The 14,257-nt window shown below is 38.0% G+C and carries 13 protein-coding genes; 11 read left to right on the top strand and 2 right to left on the bottom strand.

Annotation, left to right across the window (positions count from 1 at the left end):
* Window positions 1–4: 4 nt before the first annotated feature.
* The gene (locus M1F05_RS16980) at window positions 5–613 is read left to right on the top strand and encodes an ATP-binding cassette domain-containing protein (protein WP_206083806.1); all 609 of its coding nucleotides are present in this window, start codon (window positions 5–7) and stop codon (window positions 611–613) included.
* Between the two features lie 26 nt (window positions 614–639).
* On the opposite strand, the gene M1F05_RS16975 is transcribed toward M1F05_RS16980, so the two are convergent.
* Window positions 640–2,199, bottom strand: a complete 1,560-nt coding sequence (locus M1F05_RS16975) for a S8 family serine peptidase (protein WP_206083668.1) — start codon at window positions 2,197–2,199, stop codon at window positions 640–642.
* Window positions 2,200–2,578: 379 nt separating this feature from the next.
* On the opposite strand from M1F05_RS16975, the gene M1F05_RS16970 reads away from it, so the two are divergent.
* The 8 genes from M1F05_RS16970 (at window position 2,579) to M1F05_RS16935 (ending at window position 11,421) form a co-directional block, all read left to right on the top strand.
* Window positions 2,579–2,752, top strand: a complete 174-nt coding sequence (locus M1F05_RS16970; RefSeq protein ID WP_375083682.1) for a hypothetical protein — start codon at window positions 2,579–2,581, stop codon at window positions 2,750–2,752.
* 233 nt (window positions 2,753–2,985) lie between these two features.
* Entirely contained in the window at window positions 2,986–5,187 is a 2,202-nt protein-coding gene (locus M1F05_RS16965; protein ID WP_206083669.1) for a TonB-dependent siderophore receptor, read from the top strand.
* A gap of 84 nt (window positions 5,188–5,271) precedes the next feature.
* On the top strand, window positions 5,272–6,381 hold the full coding sequence (locus tag M1F05_RS16960; protein WP_154633311.1) for an ABC transporter substrate-binding protein: 1,110 nt from the start codon (window positions 5,272–5,274) through the stop codon (window positions 6,379–6,381).
* A gap of 265 nt (window positions 6,382–6,646) precedes the next feature.
* The gene (locus tag M1F05_RS16955; protein ID WP_206083670.1) at window positions 6,647–7,306 is read left to right on the top strand and encodes a transcriptional regulator; all 660 of its coding nucleotides are present in this window, start codon (window positions 6,647–6,649) and stop codon (window positions 7,304–7,306) included.
* Between the two features lie 11 nt (window positions 7,307–7,317).
* Window positions 7,318–8,385 carry an alanine racemase gene (locus M1F05_RS16950; RefSeq protein WP_206083671.1) on the top strand — a complete coding sequence of 356 codons (1,068 nt, stop codon included), beginning with the start codon at window positions 7,318–7,320 and terminating at the stop codon, window positions 8,383–8,385.
* 15 nt (window positions 8,386–8,400) lie between these two features.
* Window positions 8,401–9,561, top strand: coding sequence for a M20 family metallopeptidase (locus M1F05_RS16945; protein WP_206083672.1), 1,161 nt, complete (start codon window positions 8,401–8,403; stop codon window positions 9,559–9,561).
* Between the two features lie 9 nt (window positions 9,562–9,570).
* Complete coding sequence (locus tag M1F05_RS16940) at window positions 9,571–10,032, top strand: RidA family protein (RefSeq protein ID WP_206083673.1); 462 nt, start codon at window positions 9,571–9,573, stop codon at window positions 10,030–10,032.
* Between the two features lie 93 nt (window positions 10,033–10,125).
* Window positions 10,126–11,421 carry an MFS transporter gene (locus M1F05_RS16935; protein WP_206083674.1) on the top strand — a complete coding sequence of 432 codons (1,296 nt, stop codon included), beginning with the start codon at window positions 10,126–10,128 and terminating at the stop codon, window positions 11,419–11,421.
* 50 nt (window positions 11,422–11,471) lie between these two features.
* Here M1F05_RS16935 and M1F05_RS16930 read toward each other — a convergent pair whose 3' ends face one another.
* Window positions 11,472–12,371 carry a LysR family transcriptional regulator gene (locus M1F05_RS16930; RefSeq protein WP_206083675.1) on the bottom strand — a complete coding sequence of 300 codons (900 nt, stop codon included), beginning with the start codon at window positions 12,369–12,371 and terminating at the stop codon, window positions 11,472–11,474.
* Between the two features lie 100 nt (window positions 12,372–12,471).
* Between M1F05_RS16930 and M1F05_RS16925 the strand changes: the two genes are divergently transcribed.
* Both M1F05_RS16925 and M1F05_RS16920 read left to right on the top strand, forming a co-directional pair.
* On the top strand, window positions 12,472–13,803 hold the full coding sequence (locus tag M1F05_RS16925) for an MFS transporter (RefSeq protein ID WP_206083676.1): 1,332 nt from the start codon (window positions 12,472–12,474) through the stop codon (window positions 13,801–13,803).
* A complete protein-coding gene (locus M1F05_RS16920; RefSeq protein ID WP_206083677.1) occupies window positions 13,804–14,202 on the top strand; it encodes a hypothetical protein in 399 nt (132 codons plus the stop codon).
* Window positions 14,203–14,257: the final 55 nt, after the last annotated feature.

Here is a 14,257-nt window from a genome sequence, read left to right as displayed (position 1 = left end):
ACCTATTTTAGCGGTTAAAAACCTGAATATTGATCAAGGTGGGAAAGCCCTTTGGCGGGACTTTAGTTTTTCCCTTGCGCCGAATGAACGCCTCGGTATCTCTGCACCCAGCGGTTTTGGTAAAACAACGCTTGGTCGCGTTTTAGCACAGTGGCAAGCACCTTCTAATGGTTCGATTCTATTCACGGGAAAGCCACTTTCTAAGCAAGGTTATTGCCCCATTCAACTTGTTCCCCAGCACCCTGAAAAAAGTTTTAATCCATATCGCACGGTAGGGGCGAGTTTACGAGATGCTTGGCAACCTGACTCAGACTGGCTTGAACGCTTTTCTATCAAACCACAATGGTTGGAGAGACGGCCTACTGAGTTATCTGGAGGGGAGCTGGCGCGGATTGCATTGTTACGGGCTCTTGACCCACGAACACAAATTTTAATTGCGGATGAAATTACTGCGCAGTTAGATGCGCACTTACAAAAAGAGATTTGGCAGTTTTTAATTCAGCTTTCAGAAGCACGCCCCTTAGGAATGATTATTTTTAGTCATAACAAAGCGTTACTTGAAAAAGTTTGTACATCTGTCTTAACCCTTGAAGGGGGAAATGCCGCCACGTGATAGACGGCGGCTTGAATATATGTAAACTACGCGCTTTCGGGTAAGTCTGACTTGCGGATGATGCTATCAACGATACCAAACAAGTAATCTACATTGGGTCGACAACCAATGCCGTGTGATACACCTTCAGTATAATTTGATGCAGCAATAACGGTACGCATTTGCCACGGAGATAATATTGCCCCTTGTTTTTTCGCGTAATCTTGAATTAACGCTAATGCACCTGAGCATAGTGGTGTAGCGCTGGATGTACCCGAATAATTATTTGAATAATTGCGGTTGTTCCCTGGTAATTTTTGTAATGAGCCATAACCTGTTGTGGTGACACTCCAGTCTCCCCAAGAATTCACAAAGGCAACTTCTGGGTTATAGTTCGAGAAATAAGCCCGTGTTCCGTTTTGGTGGTTACAAGCACCCACTAAAATACTGCCACTATCACCGAAATCCTGCATCACGCCAGGTTCACTTAAATCCAATCCGCCATTGCCCGCCGCAAGGATAACTGTTGCACCTTTATCCACGATAATTTTCATACGTTCCCACCAGCTACGTATTGCAGTGGCAGGGAGCAGTTTTCCTCCAACACTAAACTGTATATCTAGGCTGACAATATCACCAGGCTGCACATGATTGACGATTAAATCTAGGTCACCTGTGTCATAGAAGTAAAATTGGCAGTGATGGGCAATACCTGTAACACCAAATTTATTGAGCGTTGCTACGATACAGCCTGTTGATGCAGTGCCATGATTACAGTCTTCACTTTCTGGGCGGCTATTCACCACAACGATATTTGAGTCGATTAAATCCTCATGGTTTCGGTAGACACCAAAGTCTAAGTGACGTACGACTGCGGATGAACCATTAATATTTTTTGCCCATGCATCGCGGATGTTCATCCCTTTGGGCGCATCAAGGTAAGTTTGTCTTGGCGTAAAATCAGGGGTAATAAAATCGTCACTTTCGCTTTCAATATCGTCAAGTTGCTCAGGGTTTACGGGCAGTTCTGGGGCCAGATACCCTGTGGTATCTGGAGTGACGGAACAATACTCGACATAATCTAAACTCTCTATTTGTTCCGCTAGCTCAACTAAGATTTCAAATTTACCGTCTCCATGGAACGTAAAATAATCATATTCATTTAATGTGTCATAAATTAATGACCTTTTTAATTCTAAAGTCGGGAGCTTTGAGTAAAAAGTTAAATCTTGTTTTATTTTATCATAATTTTTCTTTTTTGCTTTTATATCTAAATAATAATTAGAAATACCAGCTATTTTTTGATTGATTGTTTTTTCTTTAGTGGTGGTTTTAATTTTGTTTTTTCTTTCACCTTCACTGATATGAAAATAAATTTCCTTTGATTGGATGTTTGCTGTGTTTTCAGCCTCCAGGCTAATCTCTACACGATAGTGGCCTGATTTATCGATAGAAAATAAATGACTTTCACCTGTGGTTTCGGTTTTTTCTATAATTTCATCATTTAAAAGCAAATGAATTGATAATAATTTATTTTCTTTATTATTGAATTCAACAAAAATCCCATTGGTATAAATATCAATGAATTTGAAAGTTTTAATATTCATAGTTTCTCTTTTAATTAAATTAGTATATGGAATGAATTATTTTTAAAATAAAAATGCATTTAAATACGAGTGATTATTTAAAATAAAAAAGGTATTTATGACAATGTTAATAATTGGCTTGAATTTAATATAAATTAATATTTATATTTTTAATAAGGCTGAATTTATTTTCAGTTTTGACAAATGTTATAGGGAAACGGTTTTCTTCCACTTATTTTTTATCTTCAAATAGAAATGATAAACATTGTTAATACTAAGGTGAATATATGTCTTATCAATTAAATTACCTCACTGCATTGTGCGATGTAGTCCCACAACGGGAAATCGCTATTTCATTTACCTGACATTATCCACTGCTGTGATGTCCAGCACAGGGCCGATGACCTTATTATCCCCAAAAGGGTTGATTTATGATGAAGGTCTATTGGGAGCAATGAAAATTATTCGTAATGCATTAAAAAAAGAAAATCGCCCGCAATTTTTACGTATGTTCCGCCATTTTCGACAAAACCGTGGAAAGCTAAATTACATTGCCGTGGTCAGTGTGAAATGAAATAAGGAATGCGCACTCATATGCTCAAGGATGCGCTGAAAACGTTACCTAACACAAATAACCTTTTAATTCATTACTGTAATGATAATAATTCTTATATTGAACGTGATTATCAGTTACTATTGCGAATAGTTTTTCCGCAATATAGTTAGCGGTGATTTAATCATGTGTCGTTATTGGTTCTGGCGCTGATAACGATGGTATCAATAATTATATTTAAAGGTTTTAACTCAATGAAAATAAAACATCTTTTTATTCTCTCCCCTTGCTTGCTACCTTTTATATCCCCCTCGGTATTGGCCGCTGATAACAAAGAAGAGAAAATTACAGTCTCTGCAACTCGTGGCTACAAATCAGTTTCAGAAATGGCACAAACCACTTGGGTCATTGATAACGCCGAAATTGAGCAGCAAGCAGAGGGTGGGAAAGAGTTAAAGGATATTTTATCGCAGTTAATTCCAGGAATGAGCGTGAGCGGCCAAGGCCGTACAAACTACGGGATGAATATGCGTGGTCGCTCAATGATAGTGATGGTGGACGGGGTACGCCTTAACTCCTCACGTAGTGACAGTCGCCAGTTAGATTCGATTGATCCTTTTAATATCAATCATATTGAAGTCATTTCTGGTGCGACTGCGATGTACGGTGGCGGCAGTAGCGGTGGTTTAATTAATATCGTGACAAAAAAAGGCCAAGAAGAAAAACAAGTTTCCCTGCAATTAGGTGGGAAAACAGGTTTTAATAACGGGAAAGATCATGATGAAAATGTCGCGGCAGCAGTGAGCGGTGGTAATGAAAATGCGTATGGTCGTATTTCTGTCGCCTATCAACGCTATGGTGGCTGGTATGATGGTAAAGGCGACGCGATTAATATTGATAATACCCAAACAGGGTTACAGTTTTCCGATCGTCTCGATGTGATGGCATCAGGCTCCGTAAAAATAAATGAAACACAACAGATTCAAGCGACCTATCAGCACTATAAAAGCGAGTCTGATGGTAAGCATGGCCTATATTTAGGCAAAGATTTTTCTGCAGTGAAGGGGGATGGTAAGGCCTATAACAGTGGTAAATTAAGTTCAGACCGCTTACCAGGCACTGAGCGTAACTTGCTTAATTTACAGTATTCAAATGCAGATATGTTTGGGCAAGATTTTGTTGCTCAGGTCTACTACCGTGATGAATCACAAAAATTTTACCCGTTCCCAACGTTAACAGGAAAAGAGGTTTCGAGTATCAGTTCCTCTGATCAACAAACCAATTTCTATGGCACTAAGCTGACATTTAATAGTCAACCCCTTGATGAATTGACGCTAACTTATGGTGTCGATGCGGAGCACGAGCAATTTCGTGCAAACCAAATGTTTTTTGATTTGGAGCGTGCAAAAGAATCAGGGGGAATGGATCTCACCAAAGCGTTCCAAATTGGCCGCTACCCAAGCTATACCACCACAAACATGGCGACATTTTTACAAAGCAGCTATGACATCACGCCGATGTTTACCTTAAGCGGTGGTGTGCGTTACCAATATACTGAAAACAAAGTGGATGATTTTGTTGGTTATGCACAGCAAGAAGCTATTGCGAATGGCAATGGTAAATCCGCAGATGCCGTACCTGGTGGGAAAACCGATTATAACAATTTACTGTTTAACGCAGGGTTGCTGGTTAACCTAACTGAAGAGCAACAAACCTGGTTTAATTTCTCCCAAGGTTTTGAAATCCCTGATATTGCGAAATATTACGGAACCGGTGATTATGCGAAGACCCCAGATGCCAATGGACACTATCACCTAAATAAAAGCGTTAACATCAATGATACCAAAGTCAAAGGGATCAAAGTTAACTCGTTTGAGTTAGGCTGGCGCTACACTGGTGAAAACTTGCGTACCCAAGTTGCCACTTATTATTCCCTGTCTGATAGAAGCTATGGTATTAATAAAGATGACATGACCATTTACATGAAGACCGATAAGCGCCGCATTTATGGGGTAGAAGGTGCCATTGATTACTTCTTTGACGACTCCGACTGGTATGTGGGGAGTAACTTCAACCTGCAAAAATCGGAAACCAAAGTCAATGGTAGCTGGGAAAAATGGAGCGTGGACTTTGCCAGCCCATCTAAAGTTAACGCTTATGTAGGGTGGGAGCCGAATGATTGGTCATTGCGCTTACAGAGCCAGCAAACATTTAACCTAACTGATGCCGCAGGTAAAAAGCTGGATGGTTATAATACCGTTGATTTATTAGGTAGTTATATGCTACCCGTCGGTAAAGTGAGTTTTGCGGTTGAAAACTTACTGGATAAAAACTACTCCACGATTTGGGGACAGCGTGCGCAGGGGCTATACAGTCCGAAATACGGCGCGCCAAACCTTTATGACTATAAAGGGCGTGGCAGAACCTTTGCACTTAACTACAGCGTGACGTTCTAATCTGACGTTTTAGTAGATGACAAAGCCACTTAATGGTGGCTTTATTTATTCAGAATTAATTAAATTTAAAGTAAAAGGTACCCCATGAAATTATTTCTCACAGGGTTATTGTGTTTACTGAGCTTCTGGGGGCAGGCAAAAACGCCAACAGTGATCACTGACTTACAAGACCGTAAAGTGACGGTTAATCTTCCCGTTGAAAAATTATTTTTAGTGGATAGTCGTGATATTTTGCCAGTAGATATCGCTGCGGGCAAATCGGGGATTTCTCGTATTACGGGATGGAGTGATTCATTAACGCAGTATGCCCCTGATTTAAAAGAAGCCTATTTTAGTGTATTGCCTGAATTAGAAAAAATTCCAACCTTGAAGAAAACCCGTGAAGCGGGGCTGCAAGTTGAAAAGCTGATTGAGCTTGCTCCTGAAGTGATTATTATGCATAAAGCCAATTACGGTGCGATGCGTGATAGCCAAATTCTACCGCAGCTTGAGGCGGCAGGAATTCAGGTGATATTTATCGATTTTCGAATGGATATTGTCAAAAACACCCCAAAAAGTATTTTGTTATTGGGAGAGCTATTAGGTACACAAGAACGTTCTGCACAGTTTGCGGCGCTATACCAAGAAAAATTGTCAGCGATAGAATCCCAACTGACAGAGCCATTTCCTTCTGTACTCATTGAAGCCAATGCGGGCTTATTTGCAGATAACTGTTGCCAATTATATGGGCGTTCAGGTTATGGTGTTTTAGCGTCTTTAGCGGGGGGAAATAACCTTGTAGCAGACAGTTTCCCTGCAAAAGGGGCTGATAGTTCGATTGAGAATATTATTACATTAAACCCTGAGTTTTATTTTTTAACTGGAGCTGATTGGCATAATTTTAACCGCCGTTCAATTGCTGTCAGGTTAGGATACCGTGCAAACAAATCAGATGCACAGAAGCAACTGGCGGTATTATTAGATAGACAAGGGATCTCTTCATTAACGTCGGTAAAAGAAAAACGTGTAATGGCGATTTACCACAATTTTTATAATAACCCAATGAACATATTTGCCATTGAAGCTATGGCAAAATTTATGCACCCCGAAAGGTTCAGTACATTAAACCCTGAACAAAACTTAACTGATTTCCAACAACAATTTACCCAGTTGCGCACAGATGGCGTGTTTTGGGTGACATTGCCGTTAAAATAAATATCCTAACTTTTTGTTGGCGCAGTTAGCTAACAAAAAGTTAGATTCAGAACTTTATTATCTCTAGGTTATTTTTCCTTTAAAATCCTTGTAGTATCAAGCCTCCCGTAATTTTTCTTAAAATGCTATTATTTCTGTTAGAAAAAATAGCAGAATTTTTGTTAGCTAAAATCAAGATATAGATCACAAATTACTCAAATCTCGATTGAGTCTCCATAATGATCTAACTAATATTTAGTTAGGCTTAAAATAAGTTTGGTAGAAAATGAAAATAATCCAAGACAACTTTGAAATGTTATTGGCTGTGATGAAAGGTATTGCAGGCCAATTTGGTGAGAATTGTGAGGTGGTATTGCATGACCATAGTAAAGGTCTTGAAAGCAGTATCGTTGCGATTATCAATGGGCATGTCACTAAGCGAAAAGTGGGCGACCCAAGTAGTAATTTAGGGCTTGAAGTGTTACGTGGAACAGATGTGGATGGTGATAAGTACAATTATTTCACCCAAACAAAAGACGGGAAAATGTTACGTTCAACATCCATCTATTTACGTGACGAAAATGGCAAAGTGTCTGGGGCTCTTTGTATTAACCAAGATATATCAGAGTTTATTGCTGCGGAAAAAGCCATTCAGGGGATCACCCAGAGAAACAGTGTTGAGCAAGATCCAATCAAAGAAGTGTTTGTGACAGACGTAAATGAAATTTTGGATCATCTAATTCAGGAATGCATGCAAGTTATAAAAGTGCCTGTTATCAACATGACGAAAAAAGAAAAAATGGATGCCATTAAATTCTTTGATGATAGAGGTGCTTTTTTAATTAAAAAAGCAGGCGAGAAAATTTGTGAGTTTTTAAATATTTCCAAATATACCCTTTATACCTATTTGGGCGAATTAAAAGGGGAAGACAATAATGAAGAATAAGAGAGGTTTTTATGCCAATTACGCCTTATGTTGCGTTGGATTTACAGCAACTTGAAAAAAATGTCAGGGGCATGACAGGCAAGTTAACACAGCAGGGAATCGAACATTGGCCACATATCAAAACACACAAATCAGTAGAGTTGGCTAAGTTTGAAATACAATGTGGCGCTAAAGGGATAACTTGTGCCACATTGCATGAAGCAACCATCATGGCAAAAGGTGGGATAGAAAATATTCTTTTAGCTTACCCCATGGTTGGAGAAGAAAAATGCCAACAGTTTGTTGAGTTAGCAAAGTACGTTAATTTAAGGACTATTGTTGATAGTGTAAAAGGTGCGAAGCAATTATCATCCGCGGCGACTCAAGGAAATGAAATTGTCGAAGTTTATATTGCGGTAGATTATGGTGCACATCGTGAAGGTATCCAACTTGAAGATTTAGAGCCATTTGCATTAGAAATACAAAAACTATCCAATTTAAAAATAATAGGTGTGTTTACTTATGCGGGTACTATTTACCAATATCGCACAGAACCTGAAATTCGCAAAGCCGCAAAAGCGGAGGCTGAGCTTCTGTTATTATGTCAAAAAAGGCTAGAAGCGATTGGTATTGATATTCAACGTACATCTGGTGGTTCAACGCTCTCATCTTTTTATGCGGATGAATTAAAAGGGATTACAGAATCGAGAGCGGGTAATTTTATTTTCGGTGATATGAATGCGATTTATGGGGGGATTTATACACCGAAAGATTGTGCATTAACCATCCGAACAACAATAGTTAGTATTCCTGTTCCTGGTTATGCAACAGTTGATGCAGGAACGAAAACATTAACTTCAGATCAATCTGCAGAAGCTGGGTTTGGTTATATTGTAGAAGACCCAAATATTAAATTAGTTAAACTCAATGAAGAGCATGGTTATCTTCGTTATGATCCAGAGATAGTAAAATTAAATATCGGAGATATATTAAATATTATTCCAAACCATAGCTGTGTTATTCCAAACTTAACAAATAAAATATACGCATTAAATAATAATGAAATAGACCATATTATTACACCAGACGCACGATATTAATTATCGGAGAATAAAATGTATAAATTAAATAGTCAGCAACAAAATGAGTTGCTTGAGCTTCTTTGCGCCTTAATTAAGCATAAGTCTGAAAATCCACCAGGAGAAGAACAGCAGGTTGCTGAATTTATATATCATTATTTTAAGCAAGAAAATATTGATGTTGAGATGCAAGAAGTTGCTCCTGGTAGGCCAAATGTTATTGCCCATTTGAAGGGAACAGGAAAAGGGAAACATCTTTTATTTAACGGACATATTGATGTGGTTCCTTGTGGCTGTGGTTGGAGTACTGAACCTTTTGAACCCGTAATTAAAGATGGCAAAGTATTCGGTCGTGGTGCCGCTGATATGAAATCAGGGGTTGCCGCTATGATGTATGCTGCGACTTTATTAAAGCGCAACCAAGATGTATTTTCAGGGGATTTAACGTTAGTTTTTAATGTTGACGAAGAAAGAATTAATCTGGGTATGTTGCACTATATTAAAGATGGAGTTAGTGCTGATTACGCCATCATTGGCGAGCCAACCTCACTTGATGTTTGTATTGCGCATAAAGGAGTCAGTCGTTATAACCTGAGCACAAAAGGAACTGCGGGGCATGCAGCAAAAACACGGTATCCAGATAGTGCAATTTCTAAAATGGCAAAGATACTACCAGCATTAGAACAACATCGTGCTTCTGTTGAAGAAATAGAGCATCAATTGTTAGGTAAGGCTTCCATGATTATTACCACGATCAATGGGGGAACAGCACCAAATATTGTACCTCAACATTGTGATATTGAAATTGATAGGCGTTTAGTTCCAGGAGAAGATAAACATAAGGTTGAACAAAAAATTCACCAAGCAATTGCGGAATATAACCAAGGTGAAGAAGTTGAATATCATTTAGATAATTACTTGTTTATTCCTGCATCAGATATTCCTGTTGACCATGAACTCACTCAGGTAGCCTTAGAAACAGTCAGTCGTTTTGCAGAAAAAACAGTACAGCCACAGATATTTGAAGCAACATGTGAAGCACCTTTTTTCTCTGTGACGAGCAAAATTCCAACACTAATTATGGGGCCTGGGGGCTTAGCTCAAGCACATGTTAAGGATGAGTTTGTTGAAATAAGCGAATTGTACCTTGCAGCAGAAATTTATTATGACATGGCAAATATATTGCTAAATAAATAGGAATAATTAATGAATATTGAAAAGAAACTAGAAGAAAAAGGAATTACATTAGCCACACCAGGGGCTCCTAAGTTTTCATATGTCTCAATTAAGCAATATGGCGATTTACTTTATACATCAGGGCATGACTGTCAAAAAGACGGTGTATTAATTCATACAGGAACATTAGGAAAAGAATTAACTGTCGAACAAGGTCAGGAAGCAGCTAAACAGTGCATTATTAACATATTTTCATCATTAAAAGCCTATTTAGGTGATTTAGATAAAATTGACGAGTGCATAAAATTATTAGGTTTTGTACAGAGTACTAATGATTTTAAAAACCAACCTCAAGTCATGAATGGGGCTTCAGATTTTTTAATTGAAATACTTGGAGATAATGGAAAACATGCGCGTTCAGCAATAGGTACAAATACATTACCTTTTGATACGCCAGTGGAAATAGAACTGATATTAAAATTAAAGTCGTAAATAATAGATAAAAAATAAAGATTATTAATAAAATAAATCTGCGGAGTAAATATTATTCCGCAGGGTCCTGTTACGTCTTAAAGGTACTTAATTATGTCACTACATGCGAGTAAAAGACTAAAGCGCTGGCAATTTATTGCGCTCACATTCTTGCTGATAGCAGGTATCATTAACTTTTTAGATAGAGCATCTCTTTCTATTGCAAACTCTACAATAAGTAAAGAATTAGGATTTAGTGCAACACAAATGGGGCTGCTATTGTCAGTCTTCTCGTTTGGTTATGCATTATGCCAGTTGCCAATAGGCATGGTCATGGAACGTTTTGGTGTTAAAAAAATCTATGGTTTTGGCTTATTTTTATGGTCGTTAGCTCAGACTGTTACAGGCTTATTATCATCATTTACTCACTTAATCATTGCGCGTGTTTTCTTAGGTATTGGTGAAGCACCTCATCTACCAACAGGCGTTAAAGTTGTTAATGACTGGTATAATATTCGTGAGCGTGGTTTACCAATGGGGATTGTTAATATGTCCTCTACACTCGCACAAGCATTAGCTCCACCATTATTAATTGCGTTAATGCTAGCGTTTGGGTGGCGTACCATGTTTATTATTATTGGTATCAGCGGTATCATTCTTTCAATCCTATGGTTCATTTTCTATCGTAACCGTGAGCAATTAGATTTAACTGAAGAAGAATTAAGTTATTTAAATGATGGTGCTCCGCCTTCATCATCCAATAAAGTTTCTTTTAAAGAATGGGCATCTTTATTTAAACAACGCTCATTATGGGGAATGATTATCGGTTTTAATGGTGTGGGTTACATGGTTTGGTTATATTTAACTTGGTTGCCTGCATATTTAGAGAGTTCACGTGGTTTAAGCCTAGAAAAAACAGGTTGGGTTGCTGCTATACCGTTTTTATTTGGTGCATTAGGTATGTTAGTGAATGGTGTTGTTGCAGATTATGTTGTTAAACGTGGCGCAGATAAAATGAAAAGCCGTAAATGGATGATTTGTTTAGGGCTATTATCTGCAGCAATATTTACATTACCCGCAGCATATACAGACAGCACTTTCTCAGCAGTTGCATGCATTAGTATGGCGCTATTTTCTATTCATTTTGCTGGGACATCTGCGTGGGGACTCATTTTAGTTTCGGTTCCTTCACGTCTAATTACTTCTGTTAGTGGGATTCAGAATTTCGGTGGCTTTATTGGTGGTTCATTTGCACCGATTGTCACAGGTATTATTGTTGACCAAACACACTCATTTACGCTGGCATTAGTTGTATGTGCAACAGTGGCATTTTTAGCATCGTTGGTTTATTTCTTCTTTGTGAATGAACCTATTAAAGATCCAGCTGAGATGCAGTTACAGAATGCTTAAGTTTTAAGGGGTAGTTATAAATTGAAAAACCACCAATATCGGTGGTTTTTTTACGGTTCAATTCGAATGTTGGATACCAAATAATCAATAAAAGTCCGTGTCTTAGCGGGTAAAACAAAAGTGCTCGGGTAAAGTAGTTGAATGTTTTGCTTGGGTAAATGGTATTCAGGAAGAACGCGGACTAAACGTTTAGCGTTTAAATCCTCATTCACCAGCCAAGCAGGGCAAATAGCGATGCCTAAAGAGGCTAATACCATTTGGTGGATAACTGCAGCAGAGTTGGACTCATATTGACTTGTTATTGAGGGAATACTGAAGTTTTCTCCACAGTTATTTTGCATAACATATTGGGTATCTTGCCAATTTAACAGCGAATGATTCACCCAAGGTACGAGTGCAAGGTCAGAAACCTGATTAATTTGGTATTTTTGAACAAATTCAGGGCTAGCAACCAAATAAATATTGTAGTCACCTAATTTTTTCATTTTGAGTGATGAGCTTTTTAAATTACCAAGTCGAATAGAGACATCAAGTTTTTCTGTAATTAAATCATCTAGAGATGAATTGACGGAATATTGTAATTTTAACCTAGGATAAAGGCGGCAAAATTCAGGAAGCAAGGGAAGAATAAAGCGTTGACCAAATTCACTTGTTGATGAAAAGCGTAATAAGCCTGAAATATTAGTACCTAAATTCTGGCTCTTTTCAAAGGCCTCATTAATTTGACTTTGAATATGTTTAAAGTCTTCGTAAAAATGTTTCCCAACCTCGGTTAGGGCAATATTACGGGTATTTCGCGTTAGTAAACTCACATTTAACTCAGTTTCTAATTGCTTTATGTCAACACTGACCATTGAGCGACTTAGCCCTAAAATATCCGCAGCCTTGGTGAAAGAGCCTGAATCTACGACCTGAAGAAAACTGATAATTTTTTTTAAATTTTTTTGCATAATGGTATTTATTGTTCTGTTTTATTAAACAATGATTTTACTTCTCTTGTATCGACAAAGAAAGGAGTAATCCTTACTCTTTGCTGCTATAGGGGGGGGTATGTCTTATCGTTATAAAATTGCGACCGTGTTTTTACTCGGTTTCTTTATTGATTGTATTAATATTTTTATGTCAGCAATTGCATTGCCTGATATCGCATCATCATTTTCGGCTAGCCAATCACAGGTGGCATGGGTTGCGAATGCGTATATTTTAGGACTAGTGCTAGTGATGCCGATCAGCTTGTGGCTAGCGGGGCGGTTTGGTAATCAAAAACTACTGTGTTATTCAATGTTACTTTTCACACTTGCAGTGTGGCTAAGTGGTTCAAGCCAGTCTATTTATAGTTTGATTTTTTGGCGTTTTGTCCAAGGAATGGCTGGTGGGTTATTAATTCCTGTAGGGCAAGCGCTCGTTTTTGCGTTATTTCCCAATAACGATCGCCAACGTATATCGACATTAATTATGACAGTGGCACTTATTGCTCCTGCTTTTTCGCCAGCTATTGGTGGCGTAATTATTGATTCGTTATCTTGGCATTGGATTTTTTATTCTAATATCCCATTTTCTTTATTAACGGCAGTGCTTGCTTGGGGTTGGATAAAAAATGATGGGCAAGCATCACGAGAAAAACCAGATATTTTCGGCCTGATAATGGTCAGTATCAGTTTACTTTGTTTGTTATTGTCTTTTTCGCTGTATAACGATTATCACAGTGTTGCATTGGCTCTTACCAGTTTTTTTACCTCAGTTGTGGTATTTATTTTTTACCTTAGCTATGCCAAAAAATGCCGCGAACCTATTTTAAATTTTCAGTTATTAAAAAATAGTAACTTGCGTAATGCCTTTATTGTTTATTACGCAGTGCCTGGTATTTTTACTGGGGTAAATTTGCTCAATATTTTTAACTTACAAATTAATTTGGGCTTTAATGCAGGGCAAACAGGATTATTTATGATTTTGTATGCGGCAGGAGCTGTTGTTTCGATGGTTTCTGGCGGGCGCCTTTATTTTCGTATAGGGAAAAAATGTTTATTTGTTCTCGGTATTGTATTGCATAGCTTGGGAATATTTTTGCTTTATTGGGTATCCAGTTCAGCACAATTAAGTTTGTTGGTGATGGCGTATTTATTCATGGGTATGGGGGGCGGATTAAGTGCAAATATAGCCCAAATCAGCTCACTGATGGATTTCAAAGATAAAGATTTATTGCAAGGAAGTGTGCTGTGGAATATTAATCGCCAAGTCGCTTTCAGCGTAGGTGCTGTCGTTTTAATTTCAATATTTAGTCTAATGCCATCTTCGGATCAGCTATCTAACTACCAATATACTTTTTTAATTGCTTCTATTCTTGGGCTATTTTCATTAATTTCAGTCAGTAAGGAAAAATAAATGCGTGATTCAATGCAAAAGGCACTGCAAAGCGTTGTCGATATACATGTGTTAATTGAAGATGTTTTCACGGGGCGCAATAGTGATAAAAGTATTGCTCCATTATTAGCTAGTTTTACTGAAAACTTTAAAATGGTCACCATCGGTGGGCACCGAATTGGCTTAACTGAGGTGGCAGGGCTATTTAGCGAAAATGTCGGTACAAAACCCTCATTTCTGACAGTACCATTTGAGGTTATTCCGTTATTTGAAGCTGGCGAAAGGTGTTGGATTCAATATCAGGAACGACAAGAAAATGAAGGGCTCACAACATTAAGGACATCGACAGTCTGTATTCGAGTTGTCGATAACCAATGTTATTGGGAATATCTGCATGAAACCCCCGTTTTAAATAACTAGTTTTTCCCTTTATTAATAAACAACGGCTGATTAGGCCGTTTTTTATGTTTAGTAG

Origin of the sequence: Providencia sp. PROV252 (assembly GCF_033676005.1) — a bacterium.
Classification (GTDB): Bacteria; Pseudomonadota; Gammaproteobacteria; order Enterobacterales; family Enterobacteriaceae; genus Providencia; species Providencia vermicola.
The sequence above is the reverse complement of the archived record's forward strand: the minus strand, read 5'-3'. Positions and strand labels throughout refer to the sequence as shown.

What these genes read in the sequence shown, in the direction of transcription:
- M1F05_RS16975 (WP_206083668.1), bottom strand. Translation starts at nt 2,199, where the DNA reads ATGAATATTAAAACTTTCAAATTCATTGATATTTATACCAATGGGATT.
- M1F05_RS16970 (WP_375083682.1), top strand. Translation starts at nt 2,579, where the DNA reads ATGACCTTATTATCCCCAAAAGGGTTGATTTATGATGAAGGTCTATTG.
- M1F05_RS16965 (WP_206083669.1), top strand. Translation starts at nt 2,986, where the DNA reads ATGAAAATAAAACATCTTTTTATTCTCTCCCCTTGCTTGCTACCTTTT.
- M1F05_RS16960 (WP_154633311.1), top strand. Translation starts at nt 5,272, where the DNA reads ATGAAATTATTTCTCACAGGGTTATTGTGTTTACTGAGCTTCTGGGGG.
- M1F05_RS16955 (WP_206083670.1), top strand. Translation starts at nt 6,647, where the DNA reads ATGAAAATAATCCAAGACAACTTTGAAATGTTATTGGCTGTGATGAAA.
- M1F05_RS16950 (WP_206083671.1), top strand. Translation starts at nt 7,318, where the DNA reads ATGCCAATTACGCCTTATGTTGCGTTGGATTTACAGCAACTTGAAAAA.
- M1F05_RS16945 (WP_206083672.1), top strand. Translation starts at nt 8,401, where the DNA reads ATGTATAAATTAAATAGTCAGCAACAAAATGAGTTGCTTGAGCTTCTT.
- M1F05_RS16940 (WP_206083673.1), top strand. Translation starts at nt 9,571, where the DNA reads ATGAATATTGAAAAGAAACTAGAAGAAAAAGGAATTACATTAGCCACA.
- M1F05_RS16935 (WP_206083674.1), top strand. Translation starts at nt 10,126, where the DNA reads ATGTCACTACATGCGAGTAAAAGACTAAAGCGCTGGCAATTTATTGCG.
- M1F05_RS16930 (WP_206083675.1), bottom strand. Translation starts at nt 12,371, where the DNA reads ATGCAAAAAAATTTAAAAAAAATTATCAGTTTTCTTCAGGTCGTAGAT.
- M1F05_RS16925 (WP_206083676.1), top strand. Translation starts at nt 12,472, where the DNA reads ATGTCTTATCGTTATAAAATTGCGACCGTGTTTTTACTCGGTTTCTTT.
- M1F05_RS16920 (WP_206083677.1), top strand. Translation starts at nt 13,804, where the DNA reads ATGCGTGATTCAATGCAAAAGGCACTGCAAAGCGTTGTCGATATACAT.